This is a genomic window from Peribacillus sp. TH14, assembly GCF_016651145.1.
Taxonomy (GTDB): domain Bacteria; phylum Bacillota; class Bacilli; order Bacillales; family DSM-1321; genus Peribacillus; species Peribacillus butanolivorans.
In genome coordinates this window covers 3,965,301-3,986,044 of the sequence record NZ_JAEKEK010000001.1, presented here as the reverse complement: position 1 = coordinate 3,986,044, position 20,744 = coordinate 3,965,301, and the positions used below count along the sequence as shown (strand labels likewise).

19 protein-coding genes are annotated in these 20,744 nt (G+C 40.1%); 1 reads left to right on the top strand and 18 read right to left on the bottom strand.

What is annotated here, in order from left to right:
* Window positions 1-24: 24 nt before the first annotated feature.
* The 5 genes from JFU50_RS19405 to mce all read right to left on the bottom strand — a co-directional run bounded on the left by JFU50_RS19405 (window position 25) and on the right by mce (window position 5,108).
* On the bottom strand, window positions 25-1,299 hold the full coding sequence (locus JFU50_RS19405; RefSeq protein WP_053346882.1) for a DNA polymerase IV: 1,275 nt from the start codon (window positions 1,297-1,299) through the stop codon (window positions 25-27).
* Between the two features lie 330 nt (window positions 1,300-1,629).
* Complete coding sequence (locus JFU50_RS31530) at window positions 1,630-1,752, bottom strand: hypothetical protein (protein ID WP_274607066.1); 123 nt, start codon at window positions 1,750-1,752, stop codon at window positions 1,630-1,632.
* Window positions 1,753-1,770: 18 nt separating this feature from the next.
* Window positions 1,771-2,892, bottom strand: coding sequence for a tripeptidase T (locus tag JFU50_RS19400; RefSeq protein ID WP_053346883.1), 1,122 nt, complete (start codon window positions 2,890-2,892; stop codon window positions 1,771-1,773).
* A 246-nt stretch (window positions 2,893-3,138) separates the two neighbouring features.
* On the bottom strand, window positions 3,139-4,689 hold the full coding sequence (locus JFU50_RS19395) for an acyl-CoA carboxylase subunit beta (protein WP_201223722.1): 1,551 nt from the start codon (window positions 4,687-4,689) through the stop codon (window positions 3,139-3,141).
* Entirely contained in the window at window positions 4,686-5,108 is a 423-nt protein-coding gene (gene mce, locus JFU50_RS19390; protein ID WP_201185731.1) for a methylmalonyl-CoA epimerase, read from the bottom strand. Before mce ends, JFU50_RS19395 begins: the two co-directional genes overlap by 4 nt.
* Before the next feature lie 162 nt (window positions 5,109-5,270).
* On the opposite strand from mce, the gene prli42 reads away from it, so the two are divergent.
* On the top strand, window positions 5,271-5,366 hold the full coding sequence (gene prli42, locus JFU50_RS31525; protein WP_152952297.1) for a stressosome-associated protein Prli42: 96 nt from the start codon (window positions 5,271-5,273) through the stop codon (window positions 5,364-5,366).
* Window positions 5,367-5,410: 44 nt separating this feature from the next.
* Here the strand turns inward: prli42 and JFU50_RS19380 are convergent, their stop codons facing one another.
* From JFU50_RS19380 to lpdA, 13 genes are all read right to left on the bottom strand, one after another.
* The gene (locus JFU50_RS19380; RefSeq protein WP_201185733.1) at window positions 5,411-5,920 is read right to left on the bottom strand and encodes a L,D-transpeptidase; all 510 of its coding nucleotides are present in this window, start codon (window positions 5,918-5,920) and stop codon (window positions 5,411-5,413) included.
* 31 nt (window positions 5,921-5,951) lie between these two features.
* The gene (locus JFU50_RS19375; protein WP_201185735.1) at window positions 5,952-6,941 is read right to left on the bottom strand and encodes an aromatic acid exporter family protein; all 990 of its coding nucleotides are present in this window, start codon (window positions 6,939-6,941) and stop codon (window positions 5,952-5,954) included.
* Window positions 6,942-7,130: 189 nt separating this feature from the next.
* Window positions 7,131-7,853, bottom strand: a complete 723-nt coding sequence (locus JFU50_RS19370; protein WP_201185737.1) for an amino acid ABC transporter ATP-binding protein — start codon at window positions 7,851-7,853, stop codon at window positions 7,131-7,133.
* A complete protein-coding gene (locus JFU50_RS19365) occupies window positions 7,846-8,505 on the bottom strand; it encodes an amino acid ABC transporter permease (protein ID WP_053346889.1) in 660 nt (219 codons plus the stop codon). Before JFU50_RS19365 ends, JFU50_RS19370 begins: the two co-directional genes overlap by 8 nt.
* 127 nt (window positions 8,506-8,632) lie before the next feature.
* Complete coding sequence (locus JFU50_RS19360; protein WP_180320477.1) at window positions 8,633-9,436, bottom strand: transporter substrate-binding domain-containing protein; 804 nt, start codon at window positions 9,434-9,436, stop codon at window positions 8,633-8,635.
* Window positions 9,437-9,772: 336 nt separating this feature from the next.
* Entirely contained in the window at window positions 9,773-10,210 is a 438-nt protein-coding gene (locus JFU50_RS19355; protein WP_034308239.1) for a BrxA/BrxB family bacilliredoxin, read from the bottom strand.
* 212 nt (window positions 10,211-10,422) lie between these two features.
* Window positions 10,423-11,550: a methylmalonyl Co-A mutase-associated GTPase MeaB gene (gene meaB / locus JFU50_RS19350; RefSeq protein ID WP_201185739.1), complete on the bottom strand. Its 1,128-nt coding sequence runs from the start codon at window positions 11,548-11,550 to the stop codon at window positions 10,423-10,425.
* Window positions 11,550-13,742 carry a methylmalonyl-CoA mutase gene (gene scpA, locus JFU50_RS19345; protein WP_053346892.1) on the bottom strand — a complete coding sequence of 731 codons (2,193 nt, stop codon included), beginning with the start codon at window positions 13,740-13,742 and terminating at the stop codon, window positions 11,550-11,552. The genes meaB and scpA overlap by 1 nt, the downstream gene beginning before the upstream one ends.
* Before the next feature lies 1 nt (window position 13,743).
* Window positions 13,744-15,621 carry a methylmalonyl-CoA mutase family protein gene (locus JFU50_RS19340; protein WP_201223721.1) on the bottom strand — a complete coding sequence of 626 codons (1,878 nt, stop codon included), beginning with the start codon at window positions 15,619-15,621 and terminating at the stop codon, window positions 13,744-13,746.
* 371 nt (window positions 15,622-15,992) lie between these two features.
* Complete coding sequence (locus JFU50_RS19335) at window positions 15,993-17,273, bottom strand: dihydrolipoamide acetyltransferase family protein (protein ID WP_201223720.1); 1,281 nt, start codon at window positions 17,271-17,273, stop codon at window positions 15,993-15,995.
* A gap of 26 nt (window positions 17,274-17,299) precedes the next feature.
* A complete protein-coding gene (locus tag JFU50_RS19330; protein ID WP_053346895.1) occupies window positions 17,300-18,283 on the bottom strand; it encodes an alpha-ketoacid dehydrogenase subunit beta in 984 nt (327 codons plus the stop codon).
* Between the two features lie 12 nt (window positions 18,284-18,295).
* Window positions 18,296-19,291, bottom strand: a complete 996-nt coding sequence (locus JFU50_RS19325; RefSeq protein WP_201185745.1) for a thiamine pyrophosphate-dependent dehydrogenase E1 component subunit alpha — start codon at window positions 19,289-19,291, stop codon at window positions 18,296-18,298.
* A 24-nt stretch (window positions 19,292-19,315) separates the two neighbouring features.
* Window positions 19,316-20,737: a dihydrolipoyl dehydrogenase gene (gene lpdA, locus JFU50_RS19320; protein ID WP_201223718.1), complete on the bottom strand. Its 1,422-nt coding sequence runs from the start codon at window positions 20,735-20,737 to the stop codon at window positions 19,316-19,318.
* Window positions 20,738-20,744: the final 7 nt, after the last annotated feature.

Sequence of the window (20,744 nt, the reverse complement as noted above, 5' to 3'; positions counted from 1 at the left end):
CTATATCTTTACACAACTTATAAGCTAATCTTTGTCATCAGAAGGATTCTTCCTCCTTGATTGTTCAAAGAAATCTTTGCTGAAGCTTGTGTCTGTTCCGATCGAACGGTTTTTCAAGGATAATCCCTTTTTAATAATATTTTCTCCGTACTTATTTTGCAAGTGTTCCATCGCTTCGTACAAAGGTTCTTTTTCGGCGTCTTCTTGAAAGGAAAATATATCAAGCTGTTTGAAGGCCGATTCTTTTTCAATAACATCATACGCAGTAACACCAAGAAGCCTAATTCCTTCCCCATTCCAATTTTTCAAAAACAGGTCAACAGCTCTATTCAAAATATCCGCTTTTTCAAAAACTGGATTAGGAACTGTTCTACTTCTGGTAATGGTGCGACGGTCTTTATAGCGGATCGTCACACCAATTTTCTGACCAAGCAGACGTTTATTTTTTAATCGGACAGCAACCTTTTCTGAAAGCTTTTCCAATATCCCAATCAGTTCCTTTTGATTAGTAGAATCATGTGGGAGAGTTGTCGAATTTCCAATGCTTTTATGATCAAAAATGGCTTCCGGATCAACAACCCGAGGATCGATACCATTTGCTCTATCCTTTAAACGGGCGCCATTGATTCCAAGCAGTTGCTTCAGTTGCCTATCGTGAGCATGAGCAAGGTCCCCTATTGTCATAATACCGATGGAGTGAAGTTTTTCCGATGTCTTACTGCCGATGCCATGCATTTCGCCCACTTGTAAAGGCCAAAGCTTCTTAGAAATATCTCTTTTCCTTAACACGGTGATGCCCATTGGCTTTTTCATATCAGAGGCAGTTTTGGCCAAAAATTTATTAGGGGCAATGCCGATGCTACAAGGAAGGTCCATCGTTTTATAAATTCTTTCCTGAATGCTTTTGGCAATTTCTAGAGGCGAACCTAATTCGACGCATTCGCTAATATCCAGATACCCTTCATCGATGGAAACCGGTTCAACCATCTCTGTATATTGTCGCAATACCTCAAAAATAGCCAGTGATGCTTTTCGATAACGTTCAAAATTCGGTTTCCGAATAATTAATTGAGGGCAAAGTTTTTTCGCCTGCCAAATAGGCATAGTCGTTTTAACGCCGAATTTTCTTGCTTCATAGCTGCACGTGACGATGATGCCTCTTCTTTCCTCTACATTACCGGCTATGGCAAGCGGCTTACCTTTCAATGAAACATCATAGGACATTTCCACTGAAGCATAGAAACTATTCATGTCTACATGGAGAATGACCCTGCCATTTTTGGGATACATGTCCTTCATGTGACCGTCACATCCTTGTACAAGAAAAAATACCGTATAATAGGGTCAATTAAAAATAACTATTTCTATTTCTTTTAAGGTACCCATATTTATCCTTGGTAACCAAAGTGAAATGATACTTCTACTCCAAGAAAAACAGCCATCATATTATTGATGACTGTAGATATATTCCTGCAATACTTGAACGCCTTCTAGAGATGATACGAATATTTGCGAATCAATGATTGTAATCAAAAGGTTACCTATTCTGGCAACCCCCTGCATATATCCAGTTTTTTGATTGCCTAATAAACCGATTTGTTCATTAGGTAAGTCTGTAAAACAAGTATTTCATCGAGCTGCTTGCACAACAAGTCCTATGGACAGGCCATCTGTCCTTATCGCAATCCATCTCTGTTCATGCATGTCCGACTCAGGTTTACCTGGAAATAGCACCTGATTTATTTCAATCAATGGTTTTAAGCGTGATTACTATTCCCCAGCAACTTCCTTAATGATACTGACTACCATTTCAGCAAGCTTCGTTAATTCTTCAACAGGAATTCTCTCATTCGTAGTATGAATATCTTCATAGCCTACAGCTAGATTGACAGTAGGAATTCCAAACCCTGCAATCACATTCGCATCACTTCCACCGCCACTTTTAACTAACTCGCATGGACGTCCGATATTCTCTGCTGCTTTTCTCGCGATTTCGACTACATGATCACCAGCTCCATATTTAAAGCCAGGATACATGACGTTGACCTCTACTTCGGCCCGTCCACCCATTTCGATGGCTGCGGTCTCGAATGCCTCTTTCATTCTTGCTACCTGTTTTTCCATTTTTTCAGGAATTAAGGACCTTGCTTCTGCTAAGATTTCAACATGGTCGCAAACAATATTGGTTTGCTGTCCGCCTTGGAAACGTCCGATGTTGGCTGTTGTTTCATCATCGATACGGCCTAGGGGCATTCTTGAAATTGCCTTGGCAGCAATCGTAATCGCTGAAACGCCTTTTTCAGGAGCAACACCAGCATGAGCTGTCTTACCTAAAATTACAGCTGAAACTTTAGCCTGAGTAGGTGCGGCAACCACAACATTTCCTACTTTTCCATCACTATCGAGTGCAAAACCAAATTTGGCCGTCACAAGGGAGCGATCTAGTGCTTTTGCCCCAACTAACCCTGATTCTTCACCAACAGTAATAATGAATTCAATCGTTCCATGTTCGATATTCTGTTCTTTAATCACTTTAAGCGTTTCTAACATAACCGCTAATCCAGCTTTGTCATCCGCTCCTAAAATAGTCGTTCCGTCTGACACTATGTATCCATCTTTAATGGAAGGCTTGATTCCGTTCCCAGGCACAACCGTATCCATATGAGACGTGAAATAAATGGTATCTACGCCCTCTTTGGTACCTTTTAGAGTACAAACTAAATTACCTGCCCCATGGCCAGTAACTGCCGTTGTATCATCTTCAAAAACATTTACACCAAGTGCCGTGAATTTTTCTTTCAACACTTTGGCAATTGCGGCTTCATTTTTTGTTTCAGAATCAATTTGTACTAATTCCATAAATTCGCTAACCAAACGTTCTTCATTAATCATAAAATAAAACCTCCAAAAAAAGTTTTCCTCTTTAAGTATACTTCTAAAAGTGGTAACCCGGCAAATAATCCGAAAAAAGAGCCTTCATTAAAATTGTTTGTGTCTTCTTACATGTCGATAGATCAAATTGAACTATCGAATGCAGAGGAGGACACGGATCTATGGTAAGTTATTTACTACTTCATACTTAACTTCGCCAAAAAGAAGCCCAAAACAGATTTGTTTTGGGCTCCTTACAAGTTAGAATCACAACGGAATATTTCCGTGTTTTTTCCATGGTCGAGTTTCTTTTTTGTTGCGTAGCATTTCAAGAGATTGAATAATCTTGATCCTGGTTTCTCGAGGATCAATAACGTCATCTACCATCCCAAGACTTGCAGCTACATATGGATTGGCAAATTTCTCACGGTATTCTTCAATTTTATCTGCACGAGTTGCTTCCGGGTCTTCACTATTTTGAATTTCACGGGCAAAAATGATATTCGCTGCTCCAGCAGATCCCATAACCGCAATTTCAGCATTAGGCCATGCAAACGTAAGGTCCGCACCGATTGATTTACTATTAAGAGCCACGTAGGCGCCGCCGTATGCTTTACGGAGAATGATTGTCAATTTTGGCACTGTTGCTTCAGAATACGCATATAGCAGCTTTGCTCCGTGACGAATTATGCCACCGTGTTCTTGTTTAACACCAGGAAAGAAGCCAGAAACGTCTTCAAACGTAATTAATGGAATGTTAAACGAATCACAGAAACGAATAAAACGGGCAGCTTTATCAGATGAATCAATATCCAGCCCTCCTGCTAATACTTTTGGCTGGTTACAGACAAGTCCCACCACTTTTCCTTTAATACGTGCCAGACCGACCACAATGTTTTTCGCAAATCCAGCTTGTACTTCCATGAACGAACCATCATCGACAACTTGCTCCAATACTTTACGAACATCATATGGACGAATCCCTTCATATGGAACAACATCCGTTAAGTCTGGACGGTAGTCATCTTCATCGTCTGCCTCCAAAACTGGTGGCTTTTCTTCATTGTTTTGTGGCAGATAACTTAGAAGACGTCTAACATCCTCTAAAACTTGTTCCTCTGAAGCTCCCTTGAAATGAGCATTGCCACTTATTGTGTTATGTACTGTTGCCCCACCTAATCCTTCAGATGAAATCTTTTCGCCTGTAACCGTTTCAATAACTTTTGGTCCTGTAATGAACATCTGACTCGTTTTTTCAACCATGAAGACGAAGTCCGTTATCGCTGGAGAATATACTGCTCCACCAGCACAAGGTCCCATAATAACAGAAATTTGTGGAATAACCCCTGAATATATAGAGTTACGATAGAAAATCTGACCATATCCGTCCAGAGAAACTACTCCTTCTTGAATACGTGCTCCACCAGAATCGTTTAAACCAATGAACGGGGCTCCATTTTCTGCTGCCAAATCCATAACATTGGCAATTTTCAGAGCATGCATTTCCCCTAGTGCTCCACCAAATACGGTAAAGTCTTGTGAGAACAAATAAATATCGCGCCCATTGACTTTTCCGTAACCAGTGACAACCCCTTCTCCTGGCCCTTCTGCCTTTTCCATACCAAAATTAGTATTACGGTGTTTGATAAAAGGATTTAGTTCAATGAACGTGCCTGGGTCCACTAAAAGTTCAATTCTTTCCCTTGCTGTAAGTTTACCCTTCTCATGCTGCTTATCGATTCTTTCTTCACCGCCACCTAGTTCTACTTTCCGGCGTCTGTCGTACAAGTCATTAATTGTTTCATATATATCTGTCATTTCTGCTCCTCCTTTGATTCAGCTCTTTCACAAAGCTCATATAATACACCCGCTGTTGATTTAGGGTGAACGAAAGCAACATCAGCATGGTGCGCTCCTTTTCTTGAGGTATCATCAATCATCCGAATGCCTGATTCTTTAATTTCTTTAATCCGATCTTCGATATGTTCTACACCTAGGGCAACGTGATGAATACCTTCACCGCGTTTTTCGATAAATTTGGCAATTGGGCTTTCTGGTGACAACGCTTCCAACAACTCTAAACGAGTATTTCCTGCTAAGATAAAGGCCACTTTAACGCCTTGGCTTTCTACTGTCTCAATTCCTTCGAGCTCCAACTTTAGCGTATCAGTGTAAAGCGGCAAAGCTTCATCAAGTGACTTAACAGCTATGCCGATATGATCGATATTTTTAATCATTCAAATAAACCCCTTTTGCTATGTACTATTAGACACAATTCTACTAATCTGTTGAAAAAGCCTTTAACTTTCGGAATAATGAGAACATTATACTTTTGCTTGTTTCTACTAAATGTTCAAGTTAAAATAATATTAATCAAACTGTTTTGAGGAGAGAGCATAATGAGAAATAAAAAAATAAGAAAGATCGTTGTGTATTTAATGCTTATCTCGATGATATTAACGACCTTATTATCAGGTATCGCATTTCTTTTGTAATAGATATCCGGAAGGGAGAGGGGAGCCAAAAGCTTCCCTCTTCTTTATTTAATGGCTCCATATTTTTTTGCCAATGTTTTAAAATCCTCGTTTGATATAGTAATTAACACCTTTGATCCAATCGGGACTTTTTCATACAAACGCTCTACATCGGATTTATGCATTCGTACGCAGCCATTTGAAATATATTTTCCAACTGATGCAGGTTGATTTGTACCATGTATCCCATAAATTCTGCCATCGGTATTTCGTGCGTCAAATCCAATCCACCTTGATCCAAGTGGATTCCTAGGGTCGCCACCCGGAATATTCTTTTTTCGATAATAGGGATTAACCGCTTTGACCTTAACCGTAAATAATCCTTCAGGTGTCAATTCTTGACTCTTTCCTGTGCCGACCGGTAGTATCTCCTGAACCGCGTTATCATCGATAAAGGCCAATTTGTTGTTAGCTTTATTGATGATTATAAACGGGTCACCGGTCTTAACAGGTTGAGCCTGTACCTGAAGTGGCAACATAGACAGGATAAGCAATAAAGAAAGGATGCATTTCATTTCTATCAATTCCTTTACTTTTTTGCTTAGTTTAAGCCAAGTGCCTCTTTTTCATTCGATTATTGGTCGGCTTAGGTAATCCCTTGAAGGAATGCTTAAGCAATAAGTAGCGCTCCATTTCCTTCATGAGCTGCAGTAACGCGGCCCTTGATTCAAACTCTTCTCGGGTTAGCGGAAGTTCCATTCCCCTAAAAAATATCTCCATTTCTTCAAGCTTCTTCAGATAAAGTATGGCTGTATTTTGCGGGTGAACATTTTCTGCAAGATCTTCTATAAAATCAGCCACTATCCCGCTTTGCTTAACTATCAGAGGAATATTTGTAACTAAAGGAAGAATCCGCTCAATTATTTCAAATTGCTTTTCACGCATCTTGAAATAATGGTAATAAAGGTCTTCTTCCCTTAAAAAATGATTTTCAACGTCTCGGAAAGCAAGGCTTTTTGCTTGATTAAGAAGATTAGCTGTTTCTGTAATTTCCTTTCCATCCCAGGTGTGATCATTATCCCGTAAATAGCGAACAATCCCCATCAAAATCGCACTAAAATTAGTTTCAATTTTTTCCTGATAGGCAAGCAGTTTCTCATCAAGACTAGGCATGTACAGATTCATGACAAGCGCTACCCCTACTCCTACGGCGATTAATATCGTTTCATTAATCAGAAGAGCAAAAGAAATGTCACCCGACCCATATAGATGCATGATAATGACGCTGCTCGTTACAATCCCTTCATTAATCTTCAAAGCAACTGTAGTTGGAATGAAAATCAAAAGAATCAATCCTATTATCAATGGATGGAAGGCAATAAACTGAAACAATAGGGTGGAATAAACCATTGCGATTATACAAGCCAAAAATCGATGCCAGGAGGCATACACCGATTTCTTTTTTGTAACTTGTATGCATAAAATCGTAATGATTCCCGCTGCCGAAAAATGATCCAGGTTAAGCATTTGTGCAATAATAATTGCCAAGGTTGCCCCCAAAGCAGTTTTAATCGTTCTGTATCCGATTTTAAACATTGTTATGTATCACCTGGCTCTTTCACTATCTATTATAATACTATCAGCAATTCAGATAATTTTACAGTCCTTAGAACGAAAATTTTCAATTTTTAAAAATACATTTTCTCGAAAATACATTATATGGATAAAATAAAAAAAGGTAACCAAAAGTTACCTTTTTTTATAATTATATACGAATACTTTGGCTTATAAAACTTTTTCTAAAAAGTCTTTTGCACGCTGACTTTTCGGATTGGAAAAGAACTCTTCAGGAGCACTTTCTTCAACAAGCAGGCCTTCGTCTAAGAAAAGTACACGATCGGCCACTTCTTTAGCAAACCCCATTTCATGCGTTACAATCAGCATAGTCATCCCTGTATGAGCAAGCGACTTCATAACGTCGAGTACTTCTTTTACCATCTCAGGATCAAGTGCTGAAGTAGGCTCATCAAAAAGCATTACTTCCGGGTTCATCGCCAATGCGCGAGCAATAGCGACCCTTTGTTTTTGTCCACCGGATAGACGGTTAGGATAAGACGATTCTTTATCAGCCAACCCGACTTTTTTCAAAAGCTCACGAGCTTGATTTACCGCTTCTGCCTTCGATAATTTTTTCACCTTCATAGGCGCGTATGTCAAATTCTCTAGCACGGTTTTATGAGGGAATAAATGAAAATGCTGAAATACCATCCCTACATTTTCACGGACTTTCATTATGTTGGTCTTTTTTTCAGTAATACTTTGATCCTTAAACCAAATTTGGCCATCAGTTGGTGTCTCAAGCATATTGATACATCGTAAGAAAGTTGATTTTCCTGAACCAGAAGGACCGATAATCGCTAACACTTCACCCTGTCCTATCTCGGTGCTAATCCCCTTTAATACTTCGAGCTTACCATAATTTTTTTTTAGTTTATCAATTTTAATCACTGCGTCTCATTCTCCTTTCAATTACTTTGCCTAAGATGGTAAGAACCATTACCATCACATAATAAATGAGACCGGCAAATAAAATCGGCTCGAAGAATTTATATGTCTCACCGCCGACAATATAAGAACGGCGCATAATATCTCCTAATCCAATAATTGTAACAACTGCAGATTCCTTTGTTAAAGAAATCAATTCGTTCACAAGAGATGGCAAGATATTCTTGATCGCCTGCGGCAGAATAATGTTAAGCATCATGCTAGAATAGGGCACCCCAAGTGCAAGCGCAGCCTCACGCTGACCTTTATCAACCGCTAATATACCTCCCCTGATTATCTCTGAGATATATGCGGCAGAGTTTAAGCCGAAAGCTAAGAATGCTGCTTGAAATGCTTCGATTTGAATTCCTAATATTTGTGGTGAACCAAAATAAATAAGCATCAATTGCAGGACTAATGGTGTACCGCGGAAAATCGATGTATAAAAGTCAGCAATCCAATTTAATGGCTTAATTCTACTGATTTTCAGTATTGATAATAATATCCCCAATATAAAACCGATGACAGCCGCAACCGCTACAACCTTTAAAGTAGTCGGTATTCCCTCCATAATATATGGAAGGGACGGCCTAATCGTCTCAAAATCCAGATTCACTCCATTCATCCTCTCTTATGAAGGCCAGTACCTAGGCCCTTCTTGCTTCATTTTCAAAAACAATAAAGCGCGGAAAAACGTTCAGAAGGCATACTAAATGCTTCTGAACGCTTTTCATCTCTCTGTATTATTCAGTTTCGCTGCCGCCAAACCATTTTAGTATTAATTTTTCCATTTCACCATTTTCTAGCATTTTTTTCAATTCAGTATTAAATTCTTCTGTTAACTTGCTCCCTTTTTGGAAAGCAATTGCTGAACCAGCATCCTCTTCACCAGACTCGATCACATAGCCTACTAAATCTTTATTGTCCTTTAAATAGCCCTTAGCCACAGTATCTTCCATTATTACTGCATCAAAACGTCCTGAAGACATTTCTTGAACAACTTCTGGAATCCTATTTCGTTTTTCAACTTTCATCCCGATATCTTTATTTTTATTCAAGTCAGTTGCCAATGTCTCTTGGATGGACGCAAGCTGTACGCCTACCGTTTTCCCTTTTAAATCTTCAACGGTTTTAATCTTACTGTCTTTTGTCGTAACAATCATGTTTTTAGCTGTATAGTAAATGTCACTAAAATCGACTGATTGCTCACGTTTAGCTGTCGGAGTCATTCCAGAGATAACAAAATCGATTGATTTATTTTCAAGTGCCGGTACAAGGCTATTAAAGTCAATATCCTTCACTTCAACCTCATAACCTAATTTTTTACCGATGGCCTTAGCGATATCAATGTCAAATCCTTTTATTTCATCGCTTTTCGAAGTTTCAACATATTCAAAAGGCGGATAATCCGCAGAGGTTCCCATTACTAGAACTTTTTTGTCTTTATTATCAGCTGTGTTAGTATCTTTTTTCTCTGATGTTCCGCATGCTGCTAAAATACCTACTAATAAAACAGAAGTAAGCAACAATGCTAACTGCTTTTTCAACTTCATTATTATTCCTCCAAAATGATATTTTCAATTCTCTTGGTATTAAATTTAGTTTTTGTTAAATTATTAATTAATTTGATTAACTAATATTCATACACTAATATGTATTTTAACACACTCTAGTAATTATTCAATAACGTTAAAAATAGATTTATTTTTTAGAATATTCTCATAACTAATTTTATTTTTCATACATTTACTTCATTTAAAGCATATCTGTTTGCCTTATCTATCTTTTATCCTAAAAGTTCCTTAATTATGCAGAATAATGAATAAAAAAACCCGCCAAATTGGCGGATTTCATCCTTGTAAGTTAGCTTACAAAAAAGTAACTTACACTTCTTCGCAATATTGATCGAAGTAATCTTGCAATTTTTCGACAACAGACATTGGATGATGCCCTTCGATTTCATGACGTTCTATCATCGTAATGATTTTTCCATCCTTCAGTAGAGCAAATGATGGTGAAGACGGTGGATAACCTTCGAAATAATCACGGGCCTTCTCCGTTGCTTCTTTATCTTGACCAGCAAAAACAGTTACAAGCTGATCAGGGCGCTTATCATTATGAATGGCATGAGCTGCAGCCGGTCTAGCAATCCCTCCTGCACATCCACAAACAGAGTTGACCATAACAAGAGTCGTTCCTTTTTGTGCAAAAACCTCTTCTACTTCCTCAGGGGTAGTCAGTTCTGTATATCCAGCAGTCTTAATCTCATCGCGAGCTTGTTTGACCACGTCGTTCATTAAAAAATTGAAATCCATATTCATAGTATGTGCTCCTTCCAAGTTTTCTCTTCAATCCTATCATAACAATTGCCTCATCTTGATTCAATATATTTACCTTGTAAAACAACAGAAAGCACAGAACTAACATGTTTAAACGAAAAAGAAGCGGGAATCATATAGTTTACAACAAGATAATTTCATCTACAAAAGGATGGGGCATTATGCGTAGCATTTATGCCCCATCCTTTTCTTTTTTAATTTGACTTAAAAGTATCCGTGAAAGATTGAAATGCTTGCTGAACAGCAGTAGTAACGGTTTTATTCCCGGACATTACCTGGTTTTCGAGCACAGGAAGCAGACCTTTAACGGTTTCATTTTTATAGAACATCGTTTTGAGTTGGTGATCAATTAATGAATATAACCATTCTTTAGATTGCATCCTTCTCCGCTCTTGAAAAACACCTGACTCATTCGTTGTATCAGAGAACTCCTGTAGCACATCCCAAAGCTCGGGAATCCCTTTACCAGTTACTGAAGAACAAGTGTATGCTTTTCCTGCCCATCCTTTGGTTGCAGGCTGAAGGAAATGCAAAATTCTACTGTATTCTGACTTTGTTCTAATCGCAAGCGGAATGTTCTCACCATCTGCTTTATTGACCACAATTCCATCTACAAGTTCCATAATCCCTTTTTTCATGCCCTGTAATTCATCCCCTGCACCTGTAAGGACAAGCAACATGAAAAAGTCGACCATGCTCCGGACAATTGCTTCACTCTGACCAACACCTACTGTTTCTATCAATATGACATCAAATCCTGCCGCCTCACAGAGCAACATCGTTTCCCTCGTTTTACGGTGAACCCCGCCCAAGGTTCCTTCCGATGGGGATGGCCTGATGAAGGCACGAGGATTTCGTGCAAGCTCCTCCATCCTCGTCTTGTCCCCAAGTATACTTCCTCCATTGATTGAGGAACTCGGATCGACAGCCAGGACTGCCACCATATAACCCCTATCACATAAATAGTTACCAAACGTCTCGATAAATGTACTCTTTCCGGCACCCGGTACGCCAGATATCCCGATGCGAAGCGAGTTCCCTGTATGAGGCAAAATAGAATGCAATAATTCTTGTGCCAAATCAAAGTGGTGGGGAGCATTACTTTCTACCAGTGTAATCCCTTTAGCAAGCTTTGCTCTTTCGCCTTTTATGATACCTTCTTTAAGTTCAGGGATAGAAATCTTTACATTGTGCTTTTTGACGAATTTGTTTTTCGAAGCTTTATTATGGCTGGCTGCTAATTCCACACCTGGCTTTAATGAAGAAGCAAAACCTTCCTGATTGTTGAGATCGACCCATTCCGGCTTCTTGTCTTCACTCATTACTGCGCCACTTCCTCATATCCGAGGCGATTGTATATTTCCTGAAGCACTTTTTTCGCTGCCTGAGGAATGACTGTACCAGGACCAAAAATGGCAGAAGCACCATTTTGCATTAAATAATCATAATCCTGCGCAGGAATAACACCGCCGACGATGACAATAATATCTTCACGACCTAATTTTTTTAATTCTGACATCAGCTGTGGCAACAATGTTTTATGGCCGGCAGCAAGCGAACTCATACCGACAACATGAACATCATTTTCAACGGCTTGAAGCGCAGTTTCTTCTGGCGTTTGAAATAGCGGTCCTATATCAACATCATAGCCTAAATCAGCAAAACCTGTTCCGACTACTTTCGCTCCACGGTCATGTCCGTCCTGACCCATTTTAGCCATCAGTAACCGTGGTCTTCTTCCTTCATTTTCAAGGAATTCTTCTGTCATTTGGACGACTTCCTCAATCTCTGCTTCTTTTGAATAAGCAGAGCTATATACACCACTGATAGAACGGATTGTTGCTTTGTGACGTCCAGCCACGTCTTCGATAGCATCAGAAATTTCACCAAGCGAAGCCCGTACGCGGGTAGCCTGCACAGCTAATTCAAGCATGTTGCCTTCACCTGTTCTAGCAGCCAGAGTTAGCGCTTGAAGAGCTTCATCGACCATAGCCTGATCACGGTTCGCTTTTAATTCGCTCAAACGCTTTAGCTGACTTTCGCGAACTGCCGTATTATCAATTTCCAGTATTTCAATTGGATCTTCTTTTTTCAGACGATATTTATTGACGCCAACGATTGTTTCATCTTGAGAGTCAATTTTAGCCTGACGTTTCGCTGCCGCTTCTTCGATTCTCATTTTTGGAAGACCAGTTTCAATTGCCTTAGCCATCCCGCCAAGCCCTTCGATTTCTTCGATATGAGCCCAAGCCCGTTCAATTAATTCATTAGTGAGCGACTCAACGTAATATGAACCCGCCCATGGATCAATAACCTTTGTAATTCCTGTTTCCTCCTGCAGATAAAGCTGTGTATTACGAGCAATACGAGCCGAGAAATCAGTTGGCAAGGCAATCGCCTCATCTAATGCGTTCGTATGCAGGGATTGTGTATGACCAAGTGCAGCCGCATGTGCTTCAATCAAAGTCCGTGCGACATTGTTAAACGGATCCTGCTCAGAAAGGCTCCATCCTGAGGTTTGAGAATGGGTTCTCAATGCCATTGCTTTTTTATTTTTCGGTTCAAATTGTTTCATTAGTTTTGACCAAATAAAACGGCCCGCCCTCATTTTCGCTACTTCCATGAAGTAGTTCATTCCTACAGCCCAGAAGAATGAAAGACGTGGTGCAAATTTATCGATATCGATTCCGGCTTTCATTCCTGTACGTGCATACTCAAGTCCATCAGCCAACGTATAGGCGAGCTCGATGTCCGCCGGAGCACCTGCTTCTTGCAAATGATAACCGGAAATGGAGATCGAATTAAATTTAGGCATATATTTGGATGTATACTCAAAAATATCAGCTATAATTTTCATCGACATCTCAGGTGGATAGATATACGTATTCCGAACCATATATTCCTTTAAAATGTCATTTTGAATCGTACCTGAAAGTTTATCCTGTGTAACCCCTTGCTCTTCAGCTGTCACAATATAAAAAGCCAGAATAGGTAATACCGCACCATTCATCGTCATCGATACTGACATTTGATCAAGCGGAATTCCGTCGAACAAGATTTTCATATCAAGAATGGAGTCAATTGCAACTCCCGCTTTTCCAACATCACCGACAACACGCGGATGGTCTGAGTCATAGCCACGGTGAGTAGCTAAATCGAAGGCAACTGAGAGACCCTTTTGCCCCATCGCTAGATTACGTCGGTAAAACGCATTGGATTCCTCAGCTGTCGAAAAGCCTGCATACTGCCGGACGGTCCAAGGGCGATTAACGTACATGGAAGGATATGGCCCTCTTGTAAACGGAGCAATACCTGGCACACTTTCCATATGCTCCAACTTGTGATTATCTTCTTTGACATAAAGCGGTTTAACCCTTATTTGTTCATTCGTTTCAAACAAAAGGTCGTCAATATTTTGTTCAACTGCTATCTCGGCTTCTTTTCTCCATGCTTCAACCGTTCCTTTTATCTCAGCCTTAGCAGGATTTATGGTAGAAAAATTCGGTTTTTTCATCTTAGTTCACCCCTAGCGCTTGTAGTAATTCTATCAAAATTGCTACAGCATTCGTTTTAACATGGATAAATTCTTTAACTCCGGCTTCACTTAGTGAGATTTCCAATTCTTCTGTCTGCTTACCGGCTATATAAAGATTAATTTCAGGGAACTGCTTTTTAATTTCTTTGATTGTCGTTTTTGCTAATTCCGAGTAGTCATTATCACTGCCACAAACACAATAGATGGGAAGATTTGTTGATGCTACGTAATCGACTGCATCCTGGATTGATTGACAGCCTGCACTTTCTACTGTTTCAATGCCCCCTGCTGCAACTAGCCCCTTAACAAAATCAGCACGAGGTTTGTAGGATTTAAGTTCTTTTAAATTAATTAATCCGATTTTCGGGGCTTCTCCACTACGTTGTTTAAAAGTTTCACTCCGTAATCTTAACTGTTCGAATTGGACTGAAATGCGCTCCAACGTAATTGGTGTAATCTCCACTGGCTTCTCTACAACCATATATGACACCTGTTTTTCTTGTGTTGGAGTTTTGATCTTATCTGCGGGATTCGGATATACATTCGTTCCGATAATACTTTCTTTTCTTAACGCAGCATTTTGAATTCTTCCTTGGTAAACTTCAACTAAATCTGCCTGTAAGGAGCCGTGCTTAATTGCTTCAAAAATTCCACCAGCTGTATCGATTTCAAGGAACTTCATCCACGCTTTTTCAGCCAGTTCATCCGTCAATTGCTCTACATACCAAGAACCGCCTGCAGGATCGACCACTGTCGTAATATTCGTTTCTTCTTTTAATATCAAGTGTGTATTTCGTGCGATTCTTTCTGAAAAATCATCAGATTCCCCGAATGCATGATTAAATGGATGAATTTGCAAATATTGAATTCCTCCAATCGCAGCAGCAAAAGCTTGATTGGTGGTACGAAGAATGTTGACGTGCTGATCATATAGGGTTTCTGTCAATTCGGACGTTACAGCGTGTATTGCCATTTTAAAATGATGTGGAGCTGTATCAAAGGCTTTAGCAAGACCAGCCCAAAGTCGCCTAGCCGCTCTCAGCTTCGCAATTGACATAAAGTAATTGGAGTCAACTGCAAAAGAAAATACGATTTTTTCTGTAATCTCAGATATAGAAAGCCCTTGTTTTTGACCTTCCAATACATATTGGACAGCTACAGCCAATCCGTAAGCAATCTCTTGAACAGCATTGGCCCCGCCATTATGGAATACAGCAGTATTAACCAGAACTGTCTTTAAATTTGGTCCAACTTTTTGATAATCTTGAACTGTTTTTATCCATTCAGCAAAATATTGGTCTGTATCTTCTGGGAGCTGACCACCAATAAGCCATTCTGCAATTGGATCCTCTGCCAGCACACCTTTCAACTGGGCTTTTTGCAGATCCGCAACAGCTTTGATTTGTGGGAAAAATTCTTTTTGTTTCCCCTTAAGGTCAATGAACACTGGGAGTTCCTTTAACGGGATATTATTAAACAATTTTTCAATTCTTGCCCCCTCAGCAAGTAAACGAGCCGGGTATGCAACGACATTTTGACCGCGCTTAAATGCCGCTTGCATCTTTTCATTTGCCTCATCTGCTGTGATACCGCTTACAGGCTGAACGACAAGCCAAGGTTGTTCATAATAACCTGTCGGAGTAATTCCGCGAGTAAATGGAAAAAATCCCGGTAATTCTGCTGTTTTTGCTGCTGAATCCTCCTTTTCTGTATAGAGTGGATTTAAAGTAATACCCTCATATGTATATGTTTTTAATTTTTCAACACTTTTACCTTTTAAACTGACTTCTGTAGCTTCTTTCCACTCTTCTAACGAAGGTTTAGGAAAGGTTATGTTTTTTACATCTTTCAGTTCCATCTGTAATCGCTTTCTTATCGTTTACTACCCGAATCGCTCTATCCCTTAATAACGGAGACCGAACGCTCAGTCAGTTAATAAGAAAACCGCCCTCCCATCTAATAATCTGAATTATAATAACATTCTACCATATTTTTCTTGAAATTTAAGCTAATAGAAATTAGTACAGTCTGTTGTATAGAAAGTCTATACCATTTCTATTGAAGTACAGTTAGCTGTGTATTAGAACAGCTCTCTATAAAATAATAAGCAAAAATAAAAATTTTGTCGATGTTTTTCTATTTTCCAATAAAAATTTATTAATAAACAAGTAATGAAGCACAGAAAAAAAGGAAGAAACCTTCTAGGCTCTTCCTCCTTCTTCCCTTATTCTAGTAAATAGATGTATTGTCTTCGGTAATCTTTTCGATGATTTCTTTAACTCTTGCAAGGAATCGGCCGCATACCAGTCCGTCCAATACACGATGGTCTAGTGACAAACAAAGGTTTACCATGTCACGGACCGCAATCATGTCGTTAATAATCACCGGCCGTTTTACTATTGTTTCGACTTGTAGAATAGCTGCCTGTGGATAATTAATAATTCCCATGGATTGGACGGAACCGAATGAACCAGTGTTATTTACAGTGAACGTACCTCCTTGCATGTCCTCCGATTTTAATTTACCTGCCTTCACTTTAGATGCAAGTTCTTTTATCTCCCTAGCAATACCTTTAATTGATTTTTCATCTGCATTTTTTATGACAGGTACAAATAAGGCATCTTCTGTGGCAACGGCTATTGAAATATTGATTTCTTTCTTTTGAATGATTTTATCTCCTGCCCACATCGAGTTGATTTCCGGAAATTCCGTAAGAGCTTGAGCAACTGCTTTTACAAAGAATGCAAAGTAAGTTAAGTTGTAGCCTTCTTTTTGTTTAAAATCGGTTTTTAGTGAATCACGTAACTTTACCATGTTGCTTGCGTCAACTTCTACCATCGTCCAAGCATGAGGAATTTCATGCTTACTTTTTAACATATTGGAAGCAATCGCTTTCCTCACCCCGGTAACGGGTATTTCCCTGTCCCCAGTCGCAGTCGGAATTATGATTTCTGTACTAGCTCGCTGAGTGACTGGTGAGATAGTCTCTTCGCGAACGGATTCGGGAATAGCGGAAGGAGCATCAGCTTTAGGAAGAGTACCGGATTCAAGAAGTTTCAGTAAATCTTTACGGGTAATCCGTCCCTCACTTCCTGTACCTTTTACTTTGGAAAGGTCAATTCCATGTTCCTGAGAGAGTTTTAATACAGCTGGTGAAAAGCGGGTTTTCCCTGGTGCTTCACTAGATGTGTGAACATCCCTTGTTTCATTTGAATCATTTTTCTCACTATATGACTCTGCTTGACCTTCCGTTTTTTCTGCTTTTACCGTTTCAACTTCAATCGAGCAAATAACTTCTCCTACTGCCAACGTTTGATTTTCGTCTGCTTTCAATTCCTTAATGATACCGGTAAAGGAAGAAGGAACCTCAGCATTTACTTTATCTGTCATCACTTCAGCAAGCGGGTCATATTTAGTGACACGATCCCCTGGCTTAACAAGCCATTTACTGATAGTTCCCTCTGTGACACTTTCACCTAGTTGAGGCATTTTCATTAGTTCCGTAGCCATGATTTGTTCCTCCTACTTATCAGTCATTAAAACTCAGCCAGTTCTCTCATCGCTTTTTCCACTTTATCTGGATTCACCATAAAATGTTTTTCCATCGTAGGAGCATATGGCATGGCAGGAATATCAGGACCGGCTAACCGTTTAATCGGAGCATCCAAATCAAATAGGCAATGTTCGGCAATGATGGCTGCGACCTCACTCATAATGCTTCCTTCTTTATTATCCTCTGTAACCAGTAAGACTTTCCCCGTTCTAGAAGCCGCTTCAATGATAGCTTCCTTATCTAATGGGTACACGGTTCGCAAGTCCAGAATATGAGCAGATATACCATCTGCAGCTAATTTTTCTGCTGCCTGGAGTGCAAAATGCACACAAAGACCATAGGATATGACCGTGATGTCTTCCCCTTCTCTTTTCACATCGGCTTTGCCAATGGGAAGTACATAATCTTCAGTTGGTACCTCACCTTTAATCAAGCGGTAAGCGCGTTTATGTTCAAAGAAAAGCACTGGATCTTCATCTCGAATGGCTGCTTTAAGCAACCCTTTTACATCATAGGGAGTGGAGGGCATGACAATTTTCAAGCCCGGTTGATTTGCAAAGAGAGCTTCAACAGATTGCGAATGATATAGGGCTCCATGAATCCCTCCCCCATAAGGTGCACGTATGACGATAGGACAGCTCCAATCATTATTAGAACGGTATCTAATTTTGGCCGCTTCTGAGACAATTTGGTTTACAGCCGGCATGATAAAATCAGCAAATTGCATTTCAGCTATCGGCCGAAGACCATACATAGCGGCTCCAATTCCAACTCCTGCAATTGCTGATTCAGCTAGGGGAGTATCAATAACTCTGGCTTCACCAAATTGGTCGTATAATCCATTAGTAGCTTTGAAGACCCCACCTTTTTTCCCTACATCTTCTCCCAGTACAAACACACGAGAATCTCTTTCCATCTCTTCCCTCATTGCCATTGTAACGGCATCTATATAAGAAATCACTGGCATTCTATTACCCCCTTACTTTTGTGCATACACATGATTCATAGCACTTTCAGCCTTCGGATATGGAGCATTTTCGGCATAGTCAGTTGCTTCGTTGACTATTACCATCACTTCATCATTCATTTGTTTTTCAAGCGCATCATCCATAATTCCTGTTTCCTTTAAATACGCTCCAAAGGTCTTGATGGAATCCTTTGTCTTCGCTTCTGCCACTTCGTCCGCAGTTCGGTAGCTTCTGTCATCATCATCACTTGAATGAGGGGTGAGCCTATACGAAACCGTTTCAATCAAAGTGGGTCCCTCGCCCCTGCGAGCACGGTCTGCCGCTTCTTTAACCGCTTCGTATACTTCTAATGGGTCATTGCCATCCACAGTTATTCCAGGCATACCATAGCCAATCGCCCGATCCGAAACATTTTCACAGGAAAGTTGTTTCGAAATAGGAACAGAAATCGCATATTTATTATTTTCACACATAAAGATGACCGGAAGCTTATGCACACCTGCAAAATTTGCTCCTTCATGAAAATCTCCCTGGTTGGATGAACCCTCTCCAAATGTGACGAATGTAACTAGATCCTTCCCTTCCATCTTCCCGGCAAGGGCAATTCCCACTGCATGGGGAACCTGAGTCGTTACAGGGGAAGACCCAGTGACAATTCGGTTTTTCTTCTGGCCAAAATGACCTGGCATTTGCCGTCCACCAGAATTGGGATCTTCCTCTTTTGCAAATCCTGAAAGCATCAAGTCCTTTGCGGTCATTCCAAATGTCAGAACCACTCCAACATCTCGGTAATAGGGTAATACATAGTCCTTTTGACGATCCAATGCAAACGCAGCCCCAACCTGAGCTGCCTCCTGTCCCTGACAAGAAATTACAAAGGGGATTTTCCCGGAACGGTTCAACAGCCACATCCGCTCATCAATCCTACGGGACAAAAGCATTGTCCGGTACATATCTAAAACTGTTTCCTCATTTAAGCCTAATTGTTCATGACGTTTTTCTACCATCATAAAACCTCCTGACCTTATTCTTTATGAATGAATGGCAAGTCCATCGACTGCTAACGCTGCCTCGCCGATTGCTTCAGAAAGACTTGGATGTGGATGAATCGTTTTTGCTACTTCCCAAGGTGTCGCATCTAGTACTTTTGCAAGACCTGCTTCAGAAATCATATCGGTTACATGTGGTCCAATCATGTGAACGCCTAAGATATCATTCGTTTTTTTGTCTGCAATGATTTTGACAAAACCATCTGCTTCCCCGAAAACGAGGGCCTTACCTACTGCCCTGAACGGAAACTTTCCTGTTTTAAGGTCATAGCCTTCCTTTTTTGCCTGTTCTTCTGTCAAACCAACACTTGCAGCTTCGGGACTTGAATATACACATTTTGAAATAAGCGAATAATCTATACTCTCAGGTTTATTGCCTGTCATATGTTCAACAGCTGTAATACCTTCATGGGAGGCAACGTGTGCCAACTGCAAACCACCGATACAATCACCGATTGCATAGATATGTGTTTCTTTAGTTTGGAAGAACTCATTGGTTTCGATAAAACCTTTTTCTTTCACTATTTCTGTATTTTCAAGGCCGATTCCTTCAACATTTGCCGATCTGCCTACGGAAACCAGCATTTTTTCAGCTGTGAATTCCTCGGTGGTTCCTTTTATTTCAGCAGAAATAGATACCGAATCTTCTATTTTCAGCGTTTCCGATAATACCTTAGCCCCTGTAACAAACTTGACGCCTTTTTTCGTTAGAAGACGAAGCATTTCATTTGAAATCTCATGGTCCTCAGTCGGGATGATTCTATCTGCATATTCCAGAACCGTTACTTCCACACCAAAATCATTCAGCATCGAGGCCCATTCAATACCAATCACACCCCCGCCTACAATAATAATTGATTTTGGCAAGCTCTCTAGCTTTAGTGCTTCATCAGACGTAAGTACATATTCTCCATCAATAGGTAAACCGGGTAATGTCTTCGGGCGTGAACCGGTAGCAATAATGATATTCTGAGGGATAAGCATTTCATTTTCACTGCCATTATTCATTTCTACGGAAATCGTTCCGGGCATCGGTGAAAATATAGATGGACCAAGTATACGCCCTAAGCCTTCATAAACCGTTATCTTCCCTTGTTTCATTAAGTGTTGAACCCCTCTATAAAGTTGATCAACAATTTTATTTTTTCTGTCCTGCACCTTAAGGAAATCTACATTAACATCCCCGGTGACAATACCGAATTCCTCACTTTTCACTGCAGTCTGATACACTTCTGCACTTCTTAAAAGCGCTTTTGAAGGGATACAGCCTTTATGTAGACACGTCCCGCCGAGTTTGCCTTTCTCCACGACAGCCGTTTTCAAACCTAATTGAGCAGCCCTAATTGCTGCCACATACCCGCCTGTTCCTCCGCCTAGGATAACAAGGTCAAATTCTTCAGCCAAAACCACT